Source organism: Caballeronia sp. SL2Y3 (assembly GCF_022879575.1).
Taxonomy (GTDB): domain Bacteria; phylum Pseudomonadota; class Gammaproteobacteria; order Burkholderiales; family Burkholderiaceae; genus Caballeronia.
On the sequence record NZ_CP084261.1, the window covers coordinates 1202763 to 1226494 of the forward strand.

Annotated in this window: 21 protein-coding genes; 11 read left to right on the plus strand and 10 right to left on the minus strand. The window is 63.9% G+C overall.

All coding sequences use genetic code 11. The features are described 5' to 3' along the window. The first annotated feature begins 12 nt into the window (after positions 1 to 12). From LDZ26_RS18900 to zwf, 3 genes are all read left to right on the plus strand, one after another. Complete coding sequence (locus tag LDZ26_RS18900; RefSeq protein WP_244849658.1) at positions 13 to 2091, plus strand: pyridoxamine 5'-phosphate oxidase family protein; 2079 nt, start codon at positions 13 to 15, stop codon at positions 2089 to 2091. 77 nt (positions 2092 to 2168) lie between these two features. Then, positions 2169 to 3068, plus strand: coding sequence for a LysR family transcriptional regulator (locus LDZ26_RS18905; RefSeq protein WP_244849659.1), 900 nt, complete (start codon positions 2169 to 2171; stop codon positions 3066 to 3068). Positions 3069 to 3249: 181 nt separating this feature from the next. Next, positions 3250 to 4725 (plus strand): glucose-6-phosphate dehydrogenase, encoded by a 1476-nt coding sequence (gene zwf / locus LDZ26_RS18910; RefSeq protein WP_244849660.1) that lies wholly within the window; start codon positions 3250 to 3252, stop codon positions 4723 to 4725. 1 nt (position 4726) lies between these two features. Here the strand turns inward: zwf and LDZ26_RS18915 are convergent, their stop codons facing one another. Next, the gene (locus LDZ26_RS18915; protein ID WP_244849661.1) at positions 4727 to 6019 is read right to left on the minus strand and encodes an FUSC family protein; all 1293 of its coding nucleotides are present in this window, start codon (positions 6017 to 6019) and stop codon (positions 4727 to 4729) included. A 147-nt stretch (positions 6020 to 6166) separates the two neighbouring features. Between LDZ26_RS18915 and wrbA the strand changes: the two genes are divergently transcribed. Continuing rightward, positions 6167 to 6772 carry an NAD(P)H:quinone oxidoreductase gene (gene wrbA / locus LDZ26_RS18920; RefSeq protein ID WP_244849662.1) on the plus strand — a complete coding sequence of 202 codons (606 nt, stop codon included), beginning with the start codon at positions 6167 to 6169 and terminating at the stop codon, positions 6770 to 6772. Positions 6773 to 7469: 697 nt separating this feature from the next. Beyond that, complete coding sequence (locus LDZ26_RS18925; RefSeq protein ID WP_244849663.1) at positions 7470 to 8003, plus strand: nucleoside deaminase; 534 nt, start codon at positions 7470 to 7472, stop codon at positions 8001 to 8003. Between the two features lie 11 nt (positions 8004 to 8014). On the opposite strand, the gene LDZ26_RS18930 is transcribed toward LDZ26_RS18925, so the two are convergent. Continuing rightward, positions 8015 to 8785 carry an IclR family transcriptional regulator C-terminal domain-containing protein gene (locus LDZ26_RS18930; RefSeq protein WP_244849664.1) on the minus strand — a complete coding sequence of 257 codons (771 nt, stop codon included), beginning with the start codon at positions 8783 to 8785 and terminating at the stop codon, positions 8015 to 8017. 272 nt (positions 8786 to 9057) lie between these two features. On the opposite strand from LDZ26_RS18930, the gene LDZ26_RS18935 reads away from it, so the two are divergent. Together LDZ26_RS18935 and LDZ26_RS18940 are read left to right on the plus strand one after the other, a co-directional pair. Further along, positions 9058 to 10464, plus strand: a complete 1407-nt coding sequence (locus LDZ26_RS18935; protein ID WP_244849665.1) for an MFS transporter — start codon at positions 9058 to 9060, stop codon at positions 10462 to 10464. A gap of 95 nt (positions 10465 to 10559) precedes the next feature. Further along, a complete protein-coding gene (locus tag LDZ26_RS18940) occupies positions 10560 to 11483 on the plus strand; it encodes a LysR family transcriptional regulator (protein ID WP_244849666.1) in 924 nt (307 codons plus the stop codon). A gap of 47 nt (positions 11484 to 11530) precedes the next feature. On the opposite strand, the gene LDZ26_RS18945 is transcribed toward LDZ26_RS18940, so the two are convergent. The 4 genes from LDZ26_RS18945 to LDZ26_RS18960 form a co-directional block, all read right to left on the minus strand. Then, positions 11531 to 11752: a hypothetical protein gene (locus tag LDZ26_RS18945; RefSeq protein ID WP_244849667.1), complete on the minus strand. Its 222-nt coding sequence runs from the start codon at positions 11750 to 11752 to the stop codon at positions 11531 to 11533. A gap of 27 nt (positions 11753 to 11779) precedes the next feature. Beyond that, on the minus strand, positions 11780 to 13159 hold the full coding sequence (locus LDZ26_RS18950; protein WP_244849668.1) for an ATP-binding protein: 1380 nt from the start codon (positions 13157 to 13159) through the stop codon (positions 11780 to 11782). Then, positions 13156 to 13818: a response regulator gene (locus tag LDZ26_RS18955; RefSeq protein WP_244849669.1), complete on the minus strand. Its 663-nt coding sequence runs from the start codon at positions 13816 to 13818 to the stop codon at positions 13156 to 13158. The genes LDZ26_RS18950 and LDZ26_RS18955 overlap by 4 nt, the downstream gene beginning before the upstream one ends. Positions 13819 to 14366: 548 nt before the next feature. Beyond that, the gene (locus LDZ26_RS18960; protein WP_244849670.1) at positions 14367 to 14891 is read right to left on the minus strand and encodes a hypothetical protein; all 525 of its coding nucleotides are present in this window, start codon (positions 14889 to 14891) and stop codon (positions 14367 to 14369) included. 170 nt (positions 14892 to 15061) lie between these two features. Here LDZ26_RS18960 and LDZ26_RS18965 point away from each other — a divergent pair, with 170 nt between their 5' ends. Further along, positions 15062 to 15691: a YceI family protein gene (locus LDZ26_RS18965; RefSeq protein ID WP_244849671.1), complete on the plus strand. Its 630-nt coding sequence runs from the start codon at positions 15062 to 15064 to the stop codon at positions 15689 to 15691. 7 nt (positions 15692 to 15698) lie between these two features. Here the strand turns inward: LDZ26_RS18965 and tdh are convergent, their stop codons facing one another. Next, the gene (gene tdh / locus LDZ26_RS18970; RefSeq protein ID WP_244849672.1) at positions 15699 to 16730 is read right to left on the minus strand and encodes an L-threonine 3-dehydrogenase; all 1032 of its coding nucleotides are present in this window, start codon (positions 16728 to 16730) and stop codon (positions 15699 to 15701) included. 63 nt (positions 16731 to 16793) lie between these two features. Next, on the minus strand, positions 16794 to 17996 hold the full coding sequence (locus tag LDZ26_RS18975) for a glycine C-acetyltransferase (RefSeq protein ID WP_244849673.1): 1203 nt from the start codon (positions 17994 to 17996) through the stop codon (positions 16794 to 16796). Between the two features lie 132 nt (positions 17997 to 18128). On the opposite strand from LDZ26_RS18975, the gene LDZ26_RS18980 reads away from it, so the two are divergent. Then, positions 18129 to 18731 (plus strand): helix-turn-helix domain-containing protein, encoded by a 603-nt coding sequence (locus LDZ26_RS18980; protein ID WP_244849674.1) that lies wholly within the window; start codon positions 18129 to 18131, stop codon positions 18729 to 18731. A 178-nt stretch (positions 18732 to 18909) separates the two neighbouring features. On the opposite strand, the gene LDZ26_RS18985 is transcribed toward LDZ26_RS18980, so the two are convergent. Next, positions 18910 to 19041 (minus strand): CsbD family protein, encoded by a 132-nt coding sequence (locus LDZ26_RS18985; protein ID WP_244849675.1) that lies wholly within the window; start codon positions 19039 to 19041, stop codon positions 18910 to 18912. Positions 19042 to 19301: 260 nt separating this feature from the next. Here LDZ26_RS18985 and LDZ26_RS18990 point away from each other — a divergent pair, with 260 nt between their 5' ends. Further along, the gene (locus tag LDZ26_RS18990; RefSeq protein ID WP_244850333.1) at positions 19302 to 19658 is read left to right on the plus strand and encodes a DUF2471 family protein; all 357 of its coding nucleotides are present in this window, start codon (positions 19302 to 19304) and stop codon (positions 19656 to 19658) included. Positions 19659 to 19818: 160 nt separating this feature from the next. Beyond that, a complete protein-coding gene (locus LDZ26_RS18995) occupies positions 19819 to 20832 on the plus strand; it encodes a tyrosine-type recombinase/integrase (protein WP_244849676.1) in 1014 nt (337 codons plus the stop codon). Between the two features lie 50 nt (positions 20833 to 20882). On the opposite strand, the gene LDZ26_RS19000 is transcribed toward LDZ26_RS18995, so the two are convergent. Further along, positions 20883 to 22079, minus strand: a complete 1197-nt coding sequence (locus LDZ26_RS19000) for a DNA-binding protein (protein ID WP_244849677.1) — start codon at positions 22077 to 22079, stop codon at positions 20883 to 20885. Positions 22080 to 23732 lie beyond the last annotated feature (1653 nt).

A 23732-nucleotide genomic window follows, 5' to 3' on the forward strand; every position in this document is an offset into this window, starting at 1 on the left:
GAGACGACGATCATGCCTGCCACCGCTTCGATTACCACGCCTTCGCCTTGGCATCGCGGCGAAGTCGAGATGCAAACCGCCGCTGGCGTCGCGGCGCGCATGCACGACGTCGGACAGCGCGTCGTGCGCCCGTTCATGCCGGACCAGCATCGGCAATTCTTCGCGCAGTTGCCGTTCATCGTCGCCGGTACGGTCGATGCCGACGGCGACGCGTGGGCCACGTTTCTGACCGGCCGCCCCGGCTTTATGAGCACGCCGGATGCTTCCACGCTTTCGGTCGAGCACATTCGCGATCCGCTCGATCCCGCCGACGCGGGTCTTGCGGACGGCGCGTCGGTCGGCTTGCTCGGCATCGAGATGCATACGCGGCGGCGCAATCGCGTGAACGGCGTGATCCATCGCGATAACGCTGCTCACGGGCAAGCATTCGAGGTGGCCGTCGAGCAGAGCTTCGGCAATTGCCCGCAGTACATTCAGTTGCGCGATTTCGCATTCGTGCGCGACGCGTCGGCGCCCTCGCCGTCCAGTCCCGTTTCGCTCGATGCGCAGTCGCCGCGCATGCGGGCGATGATCGAGCGCGCCGATACGTTCTTCGTCGCGTCGTACTTCGATGGCGAGGACGGGCATCGTCAGGTGGACGTGTCGCATCGCGGCGGCAAGGCGGGCTTCGTGCGCGTGTCCGACGACGGCGCGCTCACCATTCCCGACTTCGCGGGTAATCTGTTCTTCAACACGCTCGGCAATATCGCGGTGAACGGCCGGGCGGGACTCGTGTTCGCCGACTTCGAAACCGGCGACGTCCTGCAACTCACAGGCGATGCGCAAGTGCTGCTCGACTCGCCCGAAACCGCCGCTTTTAAGGACGCCGAGCGGCTGTGGCGCTTCGTGCCGCGCCGCGTTCTGCTGCGCGAAGACGCGCTGCCGCTGCGCTGGACGTTTCGCCGCGAAGGCTGGTCGCCCAACTCGCTGATGACGGGCGACTGGAACGAAGCCGCGCAGCGCATGAAGGCTGCGGCGCTCGCGAATGCGTGGCGGCCGTATCGCGTGAGCCGGATCGTCGATGAAAGCGACGTGATCCGCTCGTTCTGGCTCGAACCGGCGGATGGGGCGGGCATCGTGCCGCACGCGGCGGGCCAGCATTTGCCGGTGCGCGTCACGTTGCCGGGCGAAAGCAAGTCGCTCGTGCGCACGTACACGCTGTCGGTCGGACCGGCTGACGGCGTGTATCGCATCAGCGTGAAGCGCGAAGGCCGGGCGTCGGCATATCTGCACGACGCGCTGAAAGTGGGCGACATCATCGAAGCGCGGCAGCCGGCGGGCAGCTTCACGATCGATCCGTTCGAAGCGCGCCCCGCCGTGCTGCTGGCAGCAGGCGTCGGCATCACGCCGATGCTCGCGATGTTGCGCCATGTCGTCTACGAAGGACTGCGCAAGCGGCGCGTGCGTCCGGTCTGGCTGATCGCGTCGGCGCGCACGCTCGCGAACCGCGCGTTCGCCGCCGAAATCGACGCGCTCGCTCAGAGCGCGGGCGGTGCGGTCAACGTGATACGCGTGCTGAGCGACCCGCAAGGCGCGCAACTCAAGCGCGATTACGACGTGTCGGGCCGCATCGACATCGACCTGCTGACGAGCGTCCTGCCGTTCAACGACTACGACTTCTATCTGTGCGGACCGGGCGCGTTCATGCAATCGCTCTACGACGGCCTGCGCGCACTGAACGTTGCCGATACGCGCATTCATGCGGAGGCGTTCGGTCCCGCATCGCTCGTGCGCACGCCGGATCGCGGTGTCGAGATGAAGCCCATGCGCCCGCCCGCCACCGAAGCCGTGCCCGTGCGCTTCGTGAAGTCGGGCCGCGATGCGCAATGGCAGCCCGCGAGCGGCACGCTGCTGGAACTGGCCGAAGCGTGCGGCGTGGAAACGGAATCGAACTGTCGCGGCGGAACGTGCGGGACATGCAGAACGCGCATCGTGAGCGGCGCGGTGTCGTATGCGAGCGAGCCGGCGTTTCATGTCGATGACGATGAAGCGCTGATCTGCTGCGCGCGCCCGGCGGCGGACGCCGACGCCCCGCTGCAACTCGATCTATAAAGCGATGCGCGATTGCGGGACGCCCCGGCATAGCCGAGAATGCACGGCAACTTTCTCGCCCGCTTCCCGCATCCGACATGGACCGTTTTCAGGCAATGTCGACCTTCGTCACGGTGGTCGAAACAGGCGGCTTCGCGTCGGCCGCGCGCAAGCTCGATGTCTCGCCTTCGGTCGTGAGCCGCGTCGTGACCGAACTCGAAGAGCGCCTCGGCGTGCGCCTGCTCACGCGCACCACGCGCGTCGTGCGCCTGACCGACGCCGGCAACGGCTTCTTCGAAGACTGCCGGCGCATTCTCGGCGAAGTGGACACCGCCGAACTCGCCGCGCGGGGCACGCACGCATCGCCGCGCGGCGTGCTCTCGCTGACCGCGCCCGTGTTGTTCGGCCGGCTGCATGTGACGCCCATCGTGCTCGACTACCTTTCGCGTTATCCCGAAGCCGATGCCAACTGCTGGTTCGTCGACCGCGTGGTGAATCTCGTCGACGAGGGCATCGACGTGGCCGTGCGCATCGCGCAACTGCCCGATTCGTCGCTACAGGCGATTCCCGTCGGACGCGTGCGGCGCGTGCTCTGCGCCTCGCCCGCCTATCTCGCGAAGCACGGCACGCCGTCGCGCCCGGAAGACCTCGACGCGCACACGATCATCGCGTCGACCGGCTCCTCGTCGCCGCCCGAATGGCGTCTTCACGACGGCGATCGCACCGTGATCGTCCGCACGCGAGCGCGCTTCATCACGACGACGAACGATTCGGCGATCGATGCGGCGCTCGCGGACTTTGGCATCGCGCGGCTCCTGTCGTATCAGGTCGCGCAGCAGTTGAGCGAAGGCCGGCTCGTGATCGTGCTAGCCGAATTCGAGCCGCCGCCGCTTCCCATTCATCTCGTGCATCGCGAAGGACGCCACGTCACGCAAAAGGTCCGCGCGTTTCTGGATCTGGCCGTGGCGACGTTGCGCGCGGATGCATCGTTGCGCTAATCGGGCTAAACGAAGCGCGTGGCCGCTTCGTGAATGTTTGAGGAATCGAACGCCCGTTAGCGCGCGAGCCGTGCAAAATGGCGGCAAACCATGCAACATAGCTCTCTTCGGCGTATTTGCGCTTCCAGCCGCGTTCCGGCTCGACGAACCGGCTCTTCCGAACCTCAACGGCTCACGCACCATGACGAACCCGACCTCTCCCAACAATGAACGCCCGCTCGACATGATCATCTTCGGCGGCGGCGGAGACCTGGCGGCGCGCAAGCTGCTGCCCGCGCTGTACATGGCGCACTCGCACTGCAACCTGCCCGCCGAGACGCGCATTCTCGCGATCGGCCGCAAGGACTGGACGCGCGAAGATTATCTGAAGAACTTCATGGAGAAGCAGTCGCGTCCGTTCATCGACGAGAAGGCTTTCGATGCGCAGTCCTGGGACAAATTCCTCGCCCTCTTCGACTACGTGCGCGTGGATGTCGAGAATCCCGACGACTTCCGCCGCCTCGGGGAAGCCACGCGCCCGAACGTGCAGCGCGTGTTCTATCTCTCGACGTCGCCCGAGCTGTTCACGACGATCTGCGACAACCTCTCGGCGGCCGGCATCGTCGACGATCAAGCGCGCGTCGTGCTGGAAAAACCGCTCGGCCATGATCTGGCTTCGGCACGGGCCATCAACGACGCGGTCGGCCGGCACTTCAAGGAAGAGCAGATCTACCGCATCGACCATTATCTCGGCAAGGAAACGGTGCAGAACCTGATGGTGCTGCGCTTCGGCAATCCCATTTTCGGGCCGCTGTGGCAGGCGCCGTATATCAAGAGCGTGCAGATCACGGTGGCGGAAACGGTGGGCGTGGGCAGCCGCGCGGGCTTCTACGATCACACCGGCGCGCTGCGCGACATGGTGCAGAACCACTTGCTGCAACTGCTGTGCATCGTCGCGATGGAGCCGCCCGTTTCGCTGGATCCGGACGCCGTGCGCGACGAGAAGCTGAAGGTGCTGAAATCGCTGCGCCCGATGACCGTTTCCGACACCGCCCGCGACACCGTGCGCGGCCAGTACGGTGCGGGCGCCGTCGGCGGCGAGCCGGTCAAGGGTTATCTGCAGGAAGACAACGTGCCGCCCGACAGCCGCGCGGAGACGTTCGTCGCGTTGCGCGCGCATATCAACAACTGGCGCTGGGCGAACGTGCCGTTCTTCCTGCGCACCGGCAAGCGCATGCAGACGCGGCGCTCCGAAATCGTCATCGACTTCGCGGACCTGCCGTTTTCCATCATTCCGAGCGGGCCGCGCAATTATGGCAACCGTCTCATCATTACGTTGCAGCCGGAAGAGTCTATCCAGTTGCAGATGCTTGCGAAGGAACCCGGCAGCGGCATGCAGATGCTGCCCGTGAACCTGAACCTCGATCTGCAGCAGGCCATGACCCAGCGCCGCGCGGAAGCCTACGAACGCTTGCTGATCGACGTGATTCGCGGACGGCTCACGCACTTCATGCGCCGCGACGAACTCGAAGCGGCGTGGGCGTGGGTCGAGCCGATTCTCAACGGCTGGAAGGAACTCGGCGACCGGCCGCGCGGCTATACGGCGGGCACGTTCGGGCCGGCGGCGTCTTCCGCTTTGATGGCGCGGGAGAATCTGGCCTGGGCGGAAGAAGGTTGATTCAGCGCATCGCGGGGCGCGCCGCACGCCGCGATGCGAGCGCCTTTGCCGCGGCCATCACCGCCGCGAGCACGCCGATTCCGCACAGAATGCCCGCGAGCCGAAGCGCCGCGGGCATCGGATCGGACGACCAGTGTTGATCCTGCACGAACACCATGATGAACGCGATGGTGAACTGCCGCCCGACATAGCTCGCGCCTTGCGCGCCTGTCTGCACATGACAGCCGATCCACACGCCCGCGCATAGCGCGAGCATGCACGCGGGCTCGCTATCGCCGATCAGCGGCAGAAGCGCGAGACTCGCCGCGCCCGCGATCAGGCAGCCGAGCACGCGCTGCACCATGCGCGACGCAACAGGCCGCCGCGTCGGCTTGCCGAGCGCCGATGCGGGAAGGATTAGAACGGCAATCGCCGTGACCATCGCCTGCGCGAAGCCGGGCAAGTTCCACGCATACGCCACGGAAGCCAGTATCGCCACCGACCACGCCGCATGCCACGCGAGGCGTTTGCGCGCGACGCGGGCGGACTGCATGGCTTGCTGCGCGCTGAGTGCGTGCAGGCTCGTGGCCGCATTCGAGGCAATGACGGAGACGGCCGCCGTCTCTTGGCTCGATCCATCGACGCGATCCGCCGTCGACGACGCCCTCACGCTCGATACGGGCGCCGCGCCCCGCGACTTCCGATACTGCTGCGCCGCCGCGTGAAAGAGCGCGGACACGGCGACGCACGCGAGCGTCCCGACGACGACTTCGGCCACGCGCGACAACGCGAACGAAGCTGTCGCCGACGCCGACGCCAGCCGATGCGCCTCGAACGTCATCATCAGCGCGGTCACCGCGCCCAGCACCCACGCATAGCCGGCATCCGAGGCGAGCGCGCGATACACCGACACGCCCGCGGTCAGCGCCAGCAACGGCACAAAGAGCCACGGCGTATCGCCGATCAGCGGTCCCGCCGTCGCGCCGAGCAACGCGCCCGCAATGGTCCCGAGCACGCGATGCACGCCACGCTGCGCGCAGGCCGAGAACTTCGACTGCATGACCGCGAAGCCGCTGATCGCCGCCCACCAGATATGTTCGAGTCGAAAGGCATACGCAAGCGCGACCGCCAGCGCGACCGATGCCATCGCCTGCGTCGCGAAGAACGCGCGGGCGGGCGTCGGCCGGATGGCGGCCAGTTCACGGCCGAGCGCCACGAATGCGTCGCCCACGAGACCAGCGAGCGTGTCGAAGGCCGCTAAGGCGCTGCCCAACGTGGCGGAAGGGTTGTGAATCGTGGAATGATCGTTCGGCATCGTCGGCAGTGGCGGGTTCTTGTTCGAGCGTAGACGCGGATCGGCACGAGCGCAATGGATGCGTCGGCGTCCGGCAGCATCCGCACGCCGATGCTATGGTTGAGACTCGCAACCCGCAACGAACCGGCGACACTACGAGGACATCTCATGGCGAAAGTACTGGTGCTCTATTACTCGATGTACGGTCACGTCGAAACCATGGCGGGCGCCGTCGCGGAAGGCGCGAGCGGCGTGCCGGGCGTCGAGGTCACGGTGAAGCGCGTGCCCGAAACGATTCCGGCGGATCAGGCCGCCGTCATCGGCGTGAAGCTCGATCAGCAGGCGCCCGTGGCGACCATCGACGAACTCGCGAACTACGACGCCATCATCTTCGGCACGCCCACGCGCTTCGGCAACATGGCCGGGCAAATGCGCACGTTCCTCGACCAGACGGGCGGCCTGTGGGTGAAAGGCGCGCTGGTCGGCAAGATCGGCAGCGTGTTCACGTCCACGGCTTCGCAACACGGCGGGCAGGAAACCACGATCACGTCGTTTCACACGACGCTTCTGCATCACGGCATGATCGTCGCGGGCGTGCCGTACGCGTGCGCCGCGCTCACCAGCATGTCGGAGATCTCGGGCGGCACGCCGTATGGCGCGACCACCATCGTCGGTGCGGACGGCAAGCGTCATCCGACGCAGAACGAACTCGACATCGCGCGTTATCAGGGCAAGCACGTGGCCGAACTCGCTCTAAAACTGGCCGACAAGTGACTCGGATGGCTGACGGGCGCGGGCCGACACGCGCGCTTGCGTCTGTTGGCGCTTGCACGACATCTGCGATGCTCGGCGCTCGCGCTCGCCTTGCTGCGGGCCGTCGCGCGGGGATTGGCACGCACGCTGCATAACGAGTGCGTCGCGCGTTGCTGCCTGCCACTGCAAAGCTCGACCGGACCGGCCGCTGCTTGCGCCGGTCCGTTCTCTTATTCATTCATGGTCGCGTGAAGCGGGCATATCCGGCTCCGAACGGGCAAGCTCGACGGCGCGCAGCCGTGCATCTCCAATCCGCGAGTGCCGACGCTTAACGCGCTGTCGCCGGCTGCGGCGCTTACCGCCGCGGTCTGTCAGGTGAACGGCAGCAACGGCGCAGCCGGATGACGCACAATGTTCTCGGTGTGCGGACGCAAAACGCTCGCGCTTCGATCCGCTTTAATTCGTCTACCTAACGATATGATTGCTTGGCCTTCGCAGGCACAACGCCGCGTGCGCCCGCAGCACAGAATGACTATCGCAAACTGCGCGACGTTACTTGTTGCATCGTGGCGGTTGCGTCCGAATCGGGGACGCTTTACCGTTGCTCACACGTCGCGACGCGTCCGAACCGAAGACGCGCCGACCGAGCACTGACGCTCCCGAAAACGCTCACCGCAGACCGATCCCGTAACTCCTCACCTTTACCTAACCCGCCACCATGAGCCTGACCGCCCCCGCCTCGCATCCCGAGCATCTACCGCCGCAGGGCCTCACGCCCACGCGCGAGCAAATCATCCGGAATCTGCGGCACGCGAGCGCCGTCGCCGAGCGCGCGACCTTGCTCGGGCATCATCCGTTCGGCGCGATTCTCGTCGGCCCCGATCAGGAAAGCGTGCTGATGGAGCAAGGCAACGTCGATACCGTCAACCACGCGGAATCGGTGCTCGCGCGCGTCGCGGCGCTCAACTTCACGGCGGACTATCTGTGGAGCTGCACGCTGTACACATCGGTCGAGCCGTGCTGCATGTGCGCCGGAACGGCCTACTGGGCCAACATCGGACGCGTGGTCTACGGGCTCACCGAAGAGCGTCTGCTCGAAGCCACCGGCAATCACGCGGAGAATCCGACGATGAGCGTCTCGTCGCGTTATGTCTTCGACCATTGCCAGAAGCGGGTCGAGCTGATCGGCCCGATCGCCGAAGTCGAGGAAGAAGTCTTGCGCGTGCAGCGGGCCTTCTGGTCTGCGCGATAAACGGCGCGCCGCTAGATCACATTGAGCATCGCAAGCGCCGTCTCCTGCAACGGCTGCAATACGCGGGCGAGCGCGGCCTCGCTCGTCTCTTTCCCGATCGGCATGTTCACGGACAGCGCCGCGACCACTTGTCCATGCCGGTTCTTGATCGGCACCGCGACGCCACGCACGCCCACTTGCAACTGCTGCTCGAACGCCACGTAGCCGTCCGCGCGCGCCTGCCGAATCTTGTCGTAGAGCGCCTCTTTGTCCGTGATGGTGAGCGGCGTGAACGGCCTGAACTCCGTTGCGTCGAGCCATGCGCGCACCGCGTCCTCGTCCGTCCTGTAGGCGAGCATCACGAGTCCGGCCGACATCAACGCAGCCGGCACGCGCGCGCCCAGCACGAAGCCGGTGGTCATCACGCGCGAGGCGCCGTTGCGCGCGATGATGACGAGATCCCATTCGTCCAGCACGCTGACATACACGTTTTCATGGATCAACGCGCTCAGGTGCTGCAAATACGGCTGGACGATGCGCGGCAGCCGCGCCGAGTCGAAGTACGACCAACCGACGCGCAGCACGCGCGGCGTCAGATTGAAGAGCTTGCCGTCGGTCTGGACATAACCGAGATGCGCGAGCGTGAGCAGATACCGGCGCGCCGCGGTGCGCGTGATGCCGGTGCGCACGGCCGCCTGCGTCGGGGTCATGCGCGCGTGCTGGTCGTCGAACGCTTCGAGGATCGCCAACCCCTTCTCCAGCCCGGCGATCCAGTCGCGCTTGTCCAGTGGCGGTTTAGTCATATGCGGTTCGAGCCTCAGCTAGTGCTAACCCCCAAAGCGGCCGATTATCGAACGCGTGCGTGCGATAATCGCGCAAACTTTATCACAAATCGTTGCCCGCTCGTGGCTGCGCTCTTATGCTCGTTTCACTCGTAAGGGACATGCTCGCGAGCCTGGCTCGATTGCCACGCCGCCCGACCACGCGGCGGCGCGAATCGGCAGAAAAACGCAGGGAAGAAGAAGGCACAGGCGCAGCAGAACCACTCGTTAAACCATTATTCGGAGACACTTCTATGGCTAGCCTTAAGGAAGAGGCGCACGGCGGCCGCCAGGCGAAAAAAGCGACGGCGAGCGGCTGGATCGGCTCGGCGCTCGAGTACTACGATTTCTTCATCTACGCGCAGGCGGCCGCGCTCATCTTTCCGCAGTTGTTCTTCCCGTCGGGCAATCCGAAGGTAGCGATCGTCGCATCGCTCGCGACGTATGGCGTAGGTTATGTGGCGCGGCCGATCGGCGCGTTCGTGCTCGGGCATCTGGGCGACACGCACGGCCGCAAGAACGTGCTGCTCACCTGCATGTTCCTGATGGGCTTCTCGACGATGGCGGTCGGTCTCTTGCCGACGTATCACAGCGTCGGCATGCTGGCGCCCGCGCTGCTCGTCGTGTTGCGGCTGATCCAAGGCTTCGCGGTGGCCGGCGAAATTTCCGGCGCAAGCTCGATGATTCTGGAGCACGCACCGTTCGGCCGGCGCGGCTACTACGCGAGCTTTACGCTTCAAGGCGTGCAGGCCGGCCAGATCCTCGCGGCTGCCGTGTTCCTGCCGCTCGCTGCGTTCATGCCCGAGCCGATGTTCAATTCGTGGGGCTGGCGCGTGCCGTTCCTGCTGTCGGCGCTGGTGCTGGTCGCGGGCTACATCATCCGCCGCGAAGTGCACGAAACGCCCGCGTTCTCAGCGGAAGGCGCGCACGGTGAGCTGCCGAAATCGCCGATCAAGGAGGCCTTCGCCAACAGCACGCCCGACATGATCCGCGTCGTCTGCATGGCGCTCATGAACGTGATCCCGGTCGTCGCGACCATCTTCGGCGCGGCCTATGCGGTGCAGGCGTCGTACGGCATCGGCTTCCAGAAGAGCGTGTATCTGTGGATCCCGGTCATGGGCAACATTCTCGCGGTGCTGGTGATTCCGTTCGTCGGCAACCTGTCCGACAAGATCGGCCGCCGCATGCCGATGATCGTCGGTTCGCTGCTCGCGGGTCTCTTGTCGTTCGCGTATCTGTATGCCATCAGCATTCGCAACGTGCCGCTCGCCATCGTCATGTCGCTCTTGATGTGGGGCGTCGTGTATCAGGGCTATAACGCGATCTTCCCGAGCTTCTTCCCCGAGCTGTTCCCGACGCGTTCACGTGTGTCGGCCATGGCGATCGCGCAGAACATCGGCACCACGATCACCGCGCTGCTGCCCGCGCTGTTCGCGGCGGTCGCGCCGCCGGGATCGGCCAACATTCCGCTCACGGTCGGCGCGCTGGCGTTCGGCGTGACGATCATCGCGGCGATTGCGGCGTGGTCGGCGCGCGAGACGTATCGCGTGCGTCTGGACGACCTCGGCAAGAAAGACGCCGTGCCGATGACCGAGCAGGAATACGAACGCATGCGCGCCGATTCGATGGCCGTCGAGAAAGTGGCCAAGGCTCACGCCTGAACGCAACACGCGTGCGTTTCATGGGGCCCTTCGGGGCCCTTTTTGTTGCTTCGCGATAACATGCGAGCCACTTCTTGCATGACGCGGAGGCATGAATGGCGGGGTTCAACGAGCGCATCCTGAACGGCATCAGCGTGTTCGCTGCGATCGTCGATGCGGGCACGTTCGCAGCAGCCGGCGAGAAGCTCGGCATGTCGCAGCCGGGCGTGAGCCGCGCCATCGCGCGTCTGGAAGCGCGCCTGAAGATACGCCTGTTCGACCGCACGACGCGCACGGTCTCGCTTACCGACGACGGCCGCCGGTTCTTCGAACAGGTCATGCCGCATCTCGTCGGCCTCGAAGAAGCGGCGGCCACCGCGTCCGGCAGCGCCACGGCGGTGCGCGGGCGGCTGCGCGTGAACGTGGACCCGATCTTCTCGCGGCTCGTGCTCGGCCCGAAGCTCGAAGCGTTCATGGAAGCGCATCCCGAGCTCGAACTCGAGTTGCTCACGCGCGACCGGCTGGGCGACATGATCGCCGACGGCTTCGATCTCGCCGTGCGCTTCGGCGAGCCGCGCGATTCGAGTCTCGTCGCGCGCAAGCTGCTCGATACGCCGGTGCGCACGGTGGCCGCGCCTTCATATATCGCGCGCTGCGGGCGGCCCGCGACGCCGCAGGCGCTCGCGAGCGGCGCGCACACGTGCATCGAATTCCGCGATCCCGAAACGGGGCGGCCGTTTCCGTGGGAGTTTCATCGAAAAAAGAAGCGGCTGACGGTCGAGACGCGCGGGCATCTGACGCTGAACGATCCCGGCACCATGCTGAGCGCGTGCCTGTCGGGATACGGCATCGCGCAGATACTCGAACTCGGTCACGCGCATCTGCTGGCGGAGGGCGCGCTGATCGACCTGTTTCCGGACTGGCCCGACGAGCGCTTTCCGCTCTATGCGTTTCATCCGTCGCGGCATCACCCGCCGGCCAAGACGCGGGCGTTTCTCGACATGGTGATTGCGCTGACCGGGGCGGAGACAGGCGGCTGATTTCGGTGCGAGGCGTTTATCGAAGTGGCTCTGATCGCGCCGCGTGGTCAGCGCGCGCAGGCATCGGGCCGCGCTTTTGCGCCGCGACGCTCGGGCGGCACCTTGCAATTGTCGACGCGTTGCTCGTCGCTGGCTTTGTCGCCGAGACGTTCTTTCAGCGTCTTAGGCTCTGAGGCGGCGGACGCGCCGGCGGCATCGTCGGCATATGAACTCTGCGTCGACGCAAAGACGAGCACCAGCAAAGCAACATGAAACCAGCGGTTGAACATGATCGAGCCTCGTCAAAGCTCAGAGCGTCACCGCATCGCCACGGCAGCGCACTCCGTTGCTTGCTCTTTCATTTCGACGCCGCGCAAGCCGCGCACCGACACCGCGAGCCCGCCCGCGCCCGCGCGGTTTTCGACAGTCAAGGCCGCCTGATGCCGCTGCGCCACGCGCGACGCAATGGCAAGCCCGAGTCCGCTGCCCTGCCCGTGCGTCCCCGCGCCGCGATAGAACCGGTCGCACGCGCGCTCGATCTCGTCGGGCGGAATGCCGGGGCCCGTATCCAGAACCGTCAGCGCGATGCCGTTCGACTCGCGGCGCAGCGTCACATCGACGCGTCCACCTGGCGGCGTGTGGCGGATCGCGTTATCGAGCAGATTGTTGAGCAGCACGGCGAGCGCATGCGTGTCGCCGAGAATCGCGAACGCGTCGTGCTCGCTGCGTGCATCTTCCAGTTCGAGGCCGAGGTCGATCGACTTGGCCTCGGCGATCAGCGAGAAGTCCGACACGCGCGTTTCGCATAGCATGCGCAGGCTCATCGGCGCGATGGCCGCTTCGCGTGCCGCGTCCTCGCGCGCCATGCTGAGCAACTGCTGCGCAAGATGAATCAGCCGGTTCAGTCGTCCGTCTATCTTGCCGACCGTCGCTTCGTCCACTTTCAGCGAGCCGTCGCTGATGGCGCCTTGTATCTGCAATTTGAGCGCGGTGAGCGGCGTGCGCAGTTCGTGGGCGGCATCCGCGATGAACGTGCGCTGCGCCTCCGACGCCTCGTTGAGACGCGTCAGCAGGCCGTTCAGCGCATCGACGAGCGGACGCAGTTCGACGGGCGTGCGCGCGGCGAGCGACACGGGCGCGACCGATTCCGGCGAACGCGCGGCGAGCGACCGCGAGAGCCAGCGCACCGGCGCAAGACCGCGCGCCACGACCACGAGCACGATCACCACGATGACCGGTATCAAGAGCGCGAGCGGCCAGATGGTGCGCAGCGCGAGCGAAATGGCCATGTCCTCGCGCACGAAGTACGGCTGCGCCACCTGCACGAAGCGATCCGGCAAGGTCATGCCGAACGCACGCCAGCGGTAGCCTTCGCGCTCGGCGGACTGAAAGCCGTCGCCGAAGCGCGGCAGCGCGGGTTCATGCGGCGAGTGATAGATGAGCCGCCCGGTCTTGTCCCAGATGTCGATGACCAGCCGGTCGTCGGCGATGCCTACGAGGTCGTGGCTGCGTCCTTCCGCGACATCGGCGGCGGTGATGTTGCCCGGCAGCGAGACGGCAACGGTGCGCAGCTCGTAGTCGAAGAGTTCGCCCGCCTCCAGCTGCGCCATGTGGAAGATGCCGTAGCCTGCGAGCAGACACGCCGCGGCGAGTCCGCAGATGAGCCAGCCGAGCAGCCAGCGCCGGATGGAGTTCATCCGATCCTCTTCAGCCGATAACCCACGCCGCGCACGGTCACGATCTGCTCGGCGCCGATCTTGCGCCGCAGGCTATGCACGTGGACTTCGATTGCGTTGCTGCCCACTTCCTCGCCCCATCCATAGAGTTTCTCTTCCAGCTCCGAGCGGCGGAACACACGCGACGGCTCCTCGATCAACGCCTGAAGCAGCGCGAATTCGCGCGGCACGAGATTCAGCGCGACGCCGTCCTTAGAGGCTTCGTGCGCGGCCGGATCGAGCGACAAGTCGCCGTGCGCGTAGACGAGCTGCGTATGACCCGTGCGGCGGCGCAGCAGCGCGCGCACGCGGGCGGCGAGTTCATCGAGATCGAAGGGCTTGAGCAGATAGTCGTCCGCGCCGGCGTCGAGGCCGCGGATGCGGTCGTCCACCGCGTCGCGCGCCGTGAGAATCATGACGGGCGCATGGCCGCCGTTCTTGCGGTAGACGCCGAGCACATCGAGGCCGTCGCGCTTCGGCAAGGTGAGATCCAGCAACACGAGGTCGTAGACGTCATTGCCGAGCGACAATTCGGCCGCGCGGCCATCCTGCGCCCAATCCACGGTGTAGCTGGAGCGGCGCAACGCGGCCAGCACCGTCTCGGCGATCATTTCGTCGTCCTCTACCAAAAGCAGGCGCATGCCCTTCCCCAAGCTTTGACGTGGCGGCCATTCTCCTTGCGTCTTGCTTAAGCGCCACTTAACGCCCGGCACGCCGAGCTTAAGCATCGCATAAGCAACCAGCCCGCACTATACCGCCAGGCGCGCCGCAGACCGCGCGCGCATGCGGTGCTGGTCGCGCTGATACGCGTCGACGACGCATCGGACGACGCATCGCGAGGCTCGCATTCGACGCTGCGGACAGACCGTGCGCGGCCCTTCTCCATCAAGACGATGCGCATGGCTGGCTCGTCCCGCCGCATCTCGAACTGCATTCCGCCGAAAGCCGTCGTTGCCGCGCGCTTTCGTCGAGAAGTCCACGCGGTCGGGCGTGACTCGGAACTCGCCCGGTCCGGTTCGAGCCCGGCTCATGGCCGGGCTCTTTTTTTGCCCGGCGGGCGCTCGGGCCGGCGTTAAGGTGAGGGTTTTCGGGAATAAGGTGGAAGAACCGCCTGTCGGCGGGCTTCTGCGCGTGGCTCAGGTGAGGGTTTTCGGGAGCAGCCTGCTCCCTTGTTTCCGACTGCGGCGCATTAGAACTTCACGCGAAGCTGAAACCCGATCGTGAACGGAAGATCGCTGGACGGAATCGGCGGGATCAGGATGAAGTTCGCGCCGACGCGCTTGTAAGCCACCATCACCAGCGGCGCGGCCACGGGGCCGACCATGTGATCGTGCCCGATGCCCCAGCGGCCGTAGTCGTAGCCCGAGATCAGACCGCCCATCGCGGCGAGCCGTACGAAGCCCCAATGGAGAAATTCGGGCGCCCAGACGCCGCCGCCATAAAACGACGGTTTCGACAGCGAGTTGCGGAAATAGCCGCCGGTCACGGCCCATTGCGGCGCGAGCCAACATTCCGCGCCGATTCCCGGATTGAATTGCTCGAAGTGCTTGTCCGGATGGAAGTGATGCGAGCCGATCATGGCGTCGATCCATAGTCCGTCGTCGCACCATGCGGCTTGCGCGGGCGTGGAAGAGACGGCGGCTGACACGATCAGCAGGATGACAGCAAGCCATCGAAAGCGAAGCGGGTAAAAGCGGTGCCGCCAGAAGCGCATGTTTTATCCGCCATCGCACGTGGCCATGGCGCCTTTTTTGAGATGAGAATCGACGCGAACTCTACCTGAATCGCGTAATTTTCGTTTGCGCGGACGAAATCGGCGTGACGGCCGTTGTATTTCTAATTGTCGTCTGCCTGATTGTTCATTCTTTCTGGAGTCAGTCCGTGATGAAGGCTGCGAGGCACTATCTGGAATTGGTCTGCTCGGTCGCATTGTTATGCGGATGTACGGCCTTGGATGTCGTGACGCACCACGTTTCGGGGAACGAAGCCAGCGTGCCGGCCGGGCAGTACGAACTCGACGCGCATCACTGGAATGTGAGCTTCGACGTCGATCACTTTGATTATTCGCGATTCGTCATCCGCTTCGACAAGGTATCGGCGCGCCTTGACTGGAACGCCAGCGGAATGGCGGCGAGCCGGGTTCAGGTGACCATCGACGCGTCGAGCGTCGACACGAACGTGCCCCTCCTCGACCGGATGGTGAAAGGGCCCGACATGTTCGACGCAGCGCGGTATCCGAACATCGCTTTTCAGAGCACGGCATTCGAGCGTACGGGCGATGACACCGGCACACTCACCGGCGACCTGACGATTCGCGGCGTGACACGCCCGGTCAAGCTAAACGTCACGTTCAACGGCCACGCGGTGAACCCGCTGACGAAACAGGAAACGCTCGGCTTTTCCGCCGACGGGCATTTCAGCCGCGCGGCGTTCGGCCTGACGACATGGTTCCCCGCCGTCGGCGACGATGTGCACGTCGCCATTCAAGCGGAGTTCGGAAAGCTGAAGGAATAGCTCCGGGTCAGGCCGCAGTCCAGTCGAGCACGACTTTGCCGCTGTTGCCGGAGAGCATCGTCGCGAACGCCTGCTCGTAATCGTCGACGGCGAATGTGTGCGTGAGGATCGGCGAAAGATCGAGTCCGCTCTGCAGCATCGCCACCATCTTGTACCAGGTCTCGAACATCTCGCGGCCATAGATGCCTTTGATCTCCAGCCCCTTGAAGATGACCTGATTCCAGTCGATGGCCGTTTTTGCGGGCGGAATGCCGAGCAGCGCAATCTTGCCGCCATGATTCATCGCTTCGAGCATGCCGGTGAAGGCGCTCGGCACGCCGGACATTTCTAGACCGATATCGAATCCCTCGGTCATGCCGAGCTCGCGCATGATATCGCGCAAATCCTCACGTGCGACGTTGACGGTGCGTGTCGCGCCCATCTTGCGCGCGAGTTCGAGCCGATAGTCGTTGACATCGGTGATCACGACGTTGCGCGCGCCGACGTGCCGGGCGATGGCAGCCGCCATCACGCCGATCGGGCCCGCGCCGGTGATGAGCACGTCTTCGCCGACAAGGTTGAACGACAGGGCGGTATGCGTGGCGTTGCCGAACGGGTCGAAGATTGCGGCGAGGTCGTCGGAAATGCCGGCGGGAATCTTGAACGCGTTAAACGCCGGAATCACGAGATACTCGGCGAAAGCGCCCTCGCGATTCACGCCCACGCCGACGGTGTTACGGCACAAGTGGCGTCGTCCCGCGCGGCAGTTGCGGCAGAAGCCGCATGTGATGTGACCTTCGCCCGACACCCGATCGCCGATTGCGAAGCCGCGCACTTCCTGTCCCATCTCGACGATCTCGCCGACGTACTCGTGGCCAACGTGCATCGGCACCGGTATGGTCTTCTGCGCCCAGTCGTCCCACTTCCAGATATGGATGTCCGTACCGCAGATCGCAGTTTTGCGAATACGAATGAGGACGTCGTTGTGACCGACCTCCGGACGCTTCACGCGTGTCAACGTGAGGCCGGGCGCGCGTTCGAGTTTGGCTAGAGCTTTCATGTGACGTTGGTCGTTGGGGTTCGTCGTTGCTTTATGCGCATAAAGTTGGCCGAGGGACACCGCTCACCGGATGACGCCAAGCGAGCGTCCCACACGAGCGAAAGCCTCCACCGCGCGATCGATCTGCTCCGGCGTATGCGCCGCGCTCATCTGCGTGCGAATGCGTGCACGTCCCCTTGGAACCACCGGATACGAGAAGCCGATCACGTACACCCCTTCGTCGAGCAGGGCATCGGCCATTCGGGACGCGAGTTGCGCATCACCGAGCATGACCGGAATGATCGGATGCTCGCCCGCGACGAGATCGAAGCCGAAAGAAGACATAGCGTGACGGAACCGGGCACCGTTCTCGCGCACCCGCGAGCGCAGCGCCGCACCTTCATCGCTGTCGAGCAATCTCAACACTTCCAGCGACGCTGCCGCGATGCTGGGCGCGAGCGTGTTGGAGAACAGATACGGGCGGCTCCGCTGGCGCAGCAGTTCGACAATCTCCTTGTGAGCCGCGACGTAACCGCCGGAAGCGCCCCCGAGCGCCTTTCCGAGCGTGCCGGTGATGATGTCCACGCGGTCCAGCACACCGCAGTGCTCGGGCGTGCCACGTCCTTTTTCGCCGATGAATCCGACCGCGTGCGAATCATCCACCATCACGAGCGCGCCGTAACGGTCGGCCAGATCGCAGATACCGGCGAGATTCGCGATGATGCCGTCCATCGAGAACACGCCGTCAGTGGCGATCAGTTTGAAGCGCGCGCCGGCGGCGTCCGCTTCCTTCAGACGCGCTTCGAGATCCGCCAGATCGTTGTTCTTGTAGCGCAGACGTCGCGCTTTCGAGAGCCGCACGCCGTCGATGATGCTGGCGTGATTCAGTTCGTCGCTGATGATGGCGTCCTCTTCGCTTAAGAGTGTTTCGAACAGTCCGCCGTTGGCATCGAAGCAACTTGAATAAAGAATTGCATCGTCAGTCTGAAGAAACTGCGCAATGGCGCCTTCCAGCGACCTGTGCACAGTCTGCGTGCCGCAGATGAAGCGCACCGACGCCATGCCGAAACCGTCGGCGTCGAGTCCCGCTTTGGCGGCTTGGATCAGACGCGGATCATCCGCCAATCCGAGGTAATTGTTCGCGCAAAAATTCAGCACGTCGCGCCCGTCCGCGAGCCGAATCTCCGGCGACTGCGGACTCGCAATGACGCGCTCGTTCTTATAGAACCCAGCCGCGCGAATATCGTCGATGACGTCGCGCAGGTGGGACAGATATCGGTCTCTCATGGCGTCTTCCGGTTGCATCCGCGTGCGCACGCGGCCTGTTAGCCCTGTTATAGTCGAACCATCGCATTGGACACGTTCGATATTTCGAACGGATTTCCAATATGGAGAACACTCTAAGGGAACAACAGCGTCATGGCAAGTTCGCGTTCAGAACCGATAGTCGCGGAATCGGCAGCGGCCGGGTCTGTGCCGCCACGCGTCGGCGAGCAGATTCAACGACTGCGCAACGAAAGAAAGCTGACGCTCGACGATCTGTCCCGAGCGGCGGGCGTATCCAAGTCGATGCTGTCCGAGATCGAGCGGGACAAAGCGAATCCGACTATTGCAGTGGCGTGGCGGCTCACGAACGCGCTTGGCATCAGCCTGGACCAGTTGTTCGCGCAACAACGTCCGGCCGAAGCAATCCGCGTCGCGAGCCCGCACGATATACCGACCTTGAGCGGCGACAACGGTGGATATCAACTACGCGTATGGGGGCCGATAGAACTTGCGGGAAAGTTCGAGTGGTATGAACTCACGTTGCAGGCCGGCGCGGCGCTCCGTTCCAACGCTCACGAGCCAGGCACGCGCGAGCATTTGACGGTTCTCAACGGAACGATCGAAGTGGAAGTGGCTGCCTCGACGCGCCGTTTAAAAACGGGCGAGACCGCGCGATATGCGGCCGATGACAGTCACGCGATTCGCAACGCAGGGCGCTCCGAAGCCAAGGCGCTGCTCGTTGTGATCCATGGTTGACGCAGCGGAAGGGCCCCGCAGAACTTTATGCGCATCAAGTTCCGTGTGCATGACTGCTGATGCGAAGCGGGGCGTCCAGTGGACGCCCCGCTAAAGTGGTCGTGCCGGCCGCGTCCGGTAATCACGGATTCTTCCGCACGCTGTCCTTCAAATCTTCGCGCACGTCACCCGCTCCTTTCTAGATCTTGCCGGCGACCTGTTGCATGTCACCCTTGGCTTCCTGCGTGGGATCGTCGGTAGCCTTGCCGACCACTTCGTTGATCTTCCCCTTCACTTGTTCGCCGACGCCTTTGACCTGGTCCTTATTCATCACGTTCTCCTTTAGGTTCAGCGTGAAAACTTCGCCGTGCTCGTCGCATGCATCGCATCCATCGCGTTTCAGCCGATAGAAACCTGCTCTGAGCATGGTTCGAGGATGCGCTTTTTCAACGCCGCCTTGCAGCCGACGATGTCTGAACAAGGCGTAGGCGGAATCGCACATACACGGACACCGAACGGCGCGACGCTATTTTCATGCGCGAAGATACTGTATATTTTTACAGTACAAAGACCGGTGCGAGGGGTGACAACATGGAGTCAAACGGCGAACATCTGAGCAAGAAACAGTTCGAGCGGGCCGTGCGCGACCTTGAACGCATTACGCGGCAGATAGCGGCTCGCTACATCGAAAAGGGCGTACCGCTCACGTGGCGCCTCTTGCATGCCATCGAGGCGGAGGCGGTTGCAGACCTCGGTTTCGCAGGGCGTCACGAAGCCGCGCTGCGCGAGTTGTTCGCGCGCCCCGAGAACTTCGCTTATCCCGAGACCGACGACGTTGTGGACATCGCATCGTCCGACGCTTTGCCTGCGGTATTCGGCTTCGCCGTCGACGCGTACGAGTGCGCTGCCCGGCAGGGCCGGCCGCAACTGGCGCTCGCGGGTCATTGATTAGCGGCCTACGCATCGACGGTCAACACCGCGATAACGACTAACTTCGCCGATCAGCACATGCGGGCGCAGGCTTCGGTACAGTGGACGCTTGACGCCCGCGGCGTGAAGCCCGACTCTCTCTGCAAAGCGAACCGCGTCAAAGCGCCCTCTGAATACAATGCCGACTACCCCCGATCTCTTCGACCAACAGCGCGCGGACTGGCAGGCCGACCCGCACGCTGCCTTCGACGCATGGCTTGCTCAACAAGAATTCCGTGCGTCTTCCGCCGATGTTTATCGCGCGCAGTGGGGCAACTTTCTTGAATGGCTACAAGCGAAGCGGGCGACGCTCCATACCGTGCAGCGGCCCGTCATCGAACAGTTCGTCTCGCAGCTCGACATTCGGCGTCCGCAGCGAATGCGCTACCTGCGCTTGATCGAGCGCGTGCTGGATCACGTGCGGGAAATCGAAGCTGCGGGGACCAATCCCGCGCGGTTCATCGCGCAGGACGGCGATGCAGCCTGGCGTAAAGCCCGCGATAACGAGCCGACCGGCTTCCTGACGCACGACGAGCGAGCCTTGTTGATCGCGCATCTGTTTTCGCCTTTGGGCGCGCTACCTGCAGGACAGCGCTGGCGTGAACAACGCGACCGCGCACTGGTTGCCGCCTTCATGGGCGCGGGGGTGAAAACGGCCGAAGCGGCGCAGTTGACCGTCGATTGCTACGCGCCTGGCGCGCCTTACATAACGGTCGATGCGACGAATCCGCTCTTGATCCGCCAGGCGCGCCTTGCGCCGTTCGCCGTCGAGTTGCTGGACGCCTGGATAAGCGAGCGCAGAGCCGCCGGGCTCGCCGGTGAGTTGCTTTTTCCGGCAGCGCCCTCGGGCCGGCCAATGCACAAGGCGACGATGCTGCGCGCCATCGACGCGGTCGTGGCCGCGTCGGGCATCGCAGCGTCTCGGGTTGCGCGAGCCAGCCCGCAGACGCTTCGCAACACCTACGCGGCGGAGCTGTTCGACGAAGGCGTCGACCCGGAGCGGGTTGGCCAGTGGCTGGGCTTTCAGCAAATGATTTCCGTGCATCGGCTCCATCGGGCGTGGCAGGACTGGACCGGTGAGCAAATACGGGAGCGCGATCTCGCTCAGGCACAGGCTGGCGCGAGCGAAGAGGCAGGCTTTACCGGCGTCTGACGGCACTCCCGAAAACGCTCACCTGTCGCACTTACGAGTCAATCAGCCGGTCAGGCACGCACCTGAGAAGCGTGGCGGAAGCCATACAGCGCCGACAGTTTCGACGCCGCCGGGCCGGAGGTTCGCTCGCATTTGGGGCAACACAGCTCGTATTCGTCTTCGTGCAACTGCAGTTCGGGTTCGCCGTCCTCACAGCCGGGGCAGGTGCCCGGCATGGCCACGTACGGGTCGGCTTGCTTTCCCAGAATTCCAATTTCTTCATCGGTGAGCCGTCCGTTCGCCGCCAGCGACGCGATCAATTCGCCGACTTCCGTGCTCATGCCACCCCGTACCCGGTGGGCGTCGCGCTCGCGCGTGAGCGCATCGATCTCGTCGGATTGCGCGCGCACTTGCGACTCCAGGCGATCGGCGCGGCTACGTGCGACGCTAAGCTGTTGAATGAACTCGAATTCCTTGCGGCCGGCTTCGCGGATGCTCGCCTGATACGTCGCGGCGACGCCTCGTAGGCTGTCGAGCTCGACGAGCATCGGCTTCACGCGTCGCTCTGCGTCCTTGACCGCGTCGTTGATTTGCTGCGCGTAACGTTCTGTGTTGCTCCGCAGTTCGTCCTGGAGTTCGTCGAGACGGTCGCGCAGACGCGCAGTTTGCGACTGCTCTGCCGCAAGGCGCTCGGCAAGCGCCGAATTCTCGGCTTGGGGGCGCGCAATCGCGTTGCGTAGTTCTTCTTGCAAAGCGGACTCACGTTCGCGCAGCCGGCCCAATTCCAGTTCCAGCGAAGCGATCCGCGCTGCGGCACCTTCGGCTCGAGTCTCGGCAGCTTGGCGCGCCTGCTCGATCGTCTGGCAACGAATATCCGCTTCGCGGGCGCTCGCTTCGACGCGGGCGAGCTTTTCGTTCATTCGTGAGCGTTCGTCATCTAACGCAATGCCCGCCTGTTGCCTTGCTTCGACAAAGAGTTCCGCCAGCAATTCGCCCGCGCGCTCCTGCAATGCCTGCGGGATCCCGCCTGCCTCGACGCGCACCCGAACGCTCGAGCGGACGGTTTCCCAGAACGCGTCGATGTCTCGCGGGATATCAGTGGCACTACCGACCTGCGTGAGGTCTCGCACTGTTGTGACCGACGGACGGATTCCCAGGTCGAAGAACAGGCGTCGGCAGGCATGCTGGGAGAGTTCGTGCCGGCGCGCGCCGGCTGCGCGCATCCTTTCCAGCTCTTGGCGAACAGTGTCGCGAACGTGCGTGTCCATTGATTCTCAACAAGAATTGTTTTGCCCGGCACGATTTACGTTTCAGCCGATACAGCGACGATCTTGGCTCGGCCCATAGAAGGCGTCTGCGATGCCACGGCCCGTTTTAATCGAGCGACGCTTCGGATTGTAGACCATCCATGTGAAACATGATGAGAATGTTCTCCTAAGCCCATGATTCGTCGGCAGTTGCAAGCCAAACCAAGAACCACCGCCTGTTTCACGAGTAGTTTTGGATAAGACCATACGAGTGCCTCGTGGGGAGCGGTCGGTAGTTCCTGGCATCGAAACGCACAGCCTTGAGAGTATTAGAAGTAAACACCCTTGAACCCTTGTTAATACAGTTAACGCTTCGTCTAACCCTTATGGCATAAGGCTTCCCGGCCGACTAGGTGAAGGTTTGCGGGATAGGTGGTGAGGTTCTACGGGTGGCGTAGGTGGTGGGCTTCGGGATGATCAGTGAGAAGAACCAGGAGACATAGTGAGCGGCTTCGGGGAGAAGCATTCGCAGATTGGTGAGCGAATACGGGAGAACCCGCCGTTGAGCGCCTTGCCGTGCCGAAAACCGGAGCGCCGTGCGTCTTTGTATCGGTGAGACGATGCGGGAGAGTGGCGAAACCCTGCTTGCGTTGCTTTTTTGTGCCCGCTTTTCCCTCCGGTGAGCGTTTACGGGGCGAATTCGCCCTCTGAGGTGAGGCTATTCAGGAGCATCTGCCAACGTGCCGCACTTGATTTCCCTTTTTGGCAGCCTTCGGTGAGGCTTTTCGGGAGCGCGCATTACGGTCGCGGTAGCCAAAGGTGAAGGTTTTCGGGAGATCGATCGCCTTTCGAACGGCAGCGTGACTGTAGGTGAGACTATTCGGGATGTGCGCAGGGGCACCGGGACGGGCGCGTCCAAGGCAGAGAACCCCAGCGTCGCCAACGACTTAGCTCCGTTCTGTAAGAGAAGTTGGAAGCCTCGGGAGCGCGTTAAGCCTTGTTCGAATGCCTGCGGACCGGCCAAAGTGAGCTTTTTCGGGAGTACTCGCGGTTCGACGGATCGGCTCTTCTGCGAATCAGCCTCCTTTTCACCATGTTTGGCGGCCATGAAACGGATAGGTGAGGGTTTGCGGGAGACCGGACGTGAGGGTTTTCGGGAGCCGCTGTAAACGGTTCTTGAGGGTAAGGTGAGATTGTTCGGGACTGGTCGCAGCAAGTTGTCCAAGGGCGGCGGCTTCGAAGGCCGTTAAGTGACGCTTCTTGCGCGCAAAGGTGAGATTTTCCGAGAGTAAGCCTCGCTTGAAGGTTCAGCGGCCGCTCTTCTAGCCACAGAAAACGAGTGCTAATTGACCGAACTGCGGGAAAGCCAACGGTTTTTCGTTTGTCTCTCGTGCGCCACACCTTGTTTCGCGTCAAAAAACTTCTTTAGGTGAGCAGTTTCGGGAGCGTTGTCGCAGTCGGTTGCCGTTGCCGAAAAAGGCCGCGAAGCGTTTACCCGCGCGGACTCTGGGTGAAGCGAATGAGGACAACAGGTGAGCGGTGAGTCTTTTCGGGAGCGCACCGCAGTGAGCCTGTGGACACAGCTCGCCATCACCGTCCAAAGGGTGATCTCACCCGGTAGACGGGGATCACCACACCCGCTATGCTTGCCGCAATACCGAATTCGATACCTGT

Bases quoted from the DNA above. Each gene is read 5' to 3' on its own strand.
- LDZ26_RS19000 (WP_244849677.1), bottom strand. From the start codon at position 22,079: ATGGACACGCACGTTCGCGACACTGTTCGCCAAGAGCTGGAAAGGATG.
- LDZ26_RS18990 (WP_244850333.1), top strand. From the start codon at position 19,302: ATGGAGTCAAACGGCGAACATCTGAGCAAGAAACAGTTCGAGCGGGCC.
- tdh (WP_244849672.1), bottom strand. From the start codon at position 16,730: ATGAAAGCTCTAGCCAAACTCGAACGCGCGCCCGGCCTCACGTTGACA.
- wrbA (WP_244849662.1), top strand. From the start codon at position 6,167: ATGGCGAAAGTACTGGTGCTCTATTACTCGATGTACGGTCACGTCGAA.
- LDZ26_RS18960 (WP_244849670.1), bottom strand. From the start codon at position 14,891: ATGCGCTTCTGGCGGCACCGCTTTTACCCGCTTCGCTTTCGATGGCTT.
- LDZ26_RS18995 (WP_244849676.1), top strand. From the start codon at position 19,819: ATGCCGACTACCCCCGATCTCTTCGACCAACAGCGCGCGGACTGGCAG.
- LDZ26_RS18940 (WP_244849666.1), top strand. From the start codon at position 10,560: ATGGCGGGGTTCAACGAGCGCATCCTGAACGGCATCAGCGTGTTCGCT.
- LDZ26_RS18935 (WP_244849665.1), top strand. From the start codon at position 9,058: ATGGCTAGCCTTAAGGAAGAGGCGCACGGCGGCCGCCAGGCGAAAAAA.
- LDZ26_RS18900 (WP_244849658.1), top strand. From the start codon at position 13: ATGCCTGCCACCGCTTCGATTACCACGCCTTCGCCTTGGCATCGCGGC.
- LDZ26_RS18985 (WP_244849675.1), bottom strand. From the start codon at position 19,041: ATGAATAAGGACCAGGTCAAAGGCGTCGGCGAACAAGTGAAGGGGAAG.
- LDZ26_RS18915 (WP_244849661.1), bottom strand. From the start codon at position 6,019: ATGCCGAACGATCATTCCACGATTCACAACCCTTCCGCCACGTTGGGC.
- LDZ26_RS18980 (WP_244849674.1), top strand. From the start codon at position 18,129: ATGGCAAGTTCGCGTTCAGAACCGATAGTCGCGGAATCGGCAGCGGCC.
- LDZ26_RS18930 (WP_244849664.1), bottom strand. From the start codon at position 8,785: ATGACTAAACCGCCACTGGACAAGCGCGACTGGATCGCCGGGCTGGAG.
- LDZ26_RS18965 (WP_244849671.1), top strand. From the start codon at position 15,062: ATGAAGGCTGCGAGGCACTATCTGGAATTGGTCTGCTCGGTCGCATTG.
- zwf (WP_244849660.1), top strand. From the start codon at position 3,250: ATGACGAACCCGACCTCTCCCAACAATGAACGCCCGCTCGACATGATC.
- LDZ26_RS18905 (WP_244849659.1), top strand. From the start codon at position 2,169: ATGGACCGTTTTCAGGCAATGTCGACCTTCGTCACGGTGGTCGAAACA.
- LDZ26_RS18945 (WP_244849667.1), bottom strand. From the start codon at position 11,752: ATGTTCAACCGCTGGTTTCATGTTGCTTTGCTGGTGCTCGTCTTTGCG.
- LDZ26_RS18955 (WP_244849669.1), bottom strand. From the start codon at position 13,818: ATGCGCCTGCTTTTGGTAGAGGACGACGAAATGATCGCCGAGACGGTG.
- LDZ26_RS18950 (WP_244849668.1), bottom strand. From the start codon at position 13,159: ATGAACTCCATCCGGCGCTGGCTGCTCGGCTGGCTCATCTGCGGACTC.
- LDZ26_RS18975 (WP_244849673.1), bottom strand. From the start codon at position 17,996: ATGAGAGACCGATATCTGTCCCACCTGCGCGACGTCATCGACGATATT.
- LDZ26_RS18925 (WP_244849663.1), top strand. From the start codon at position 7,470: ATGAGCCTGACCGCCCCCGCCTCGCATCCCGAGCATCTACCGCCGCAG.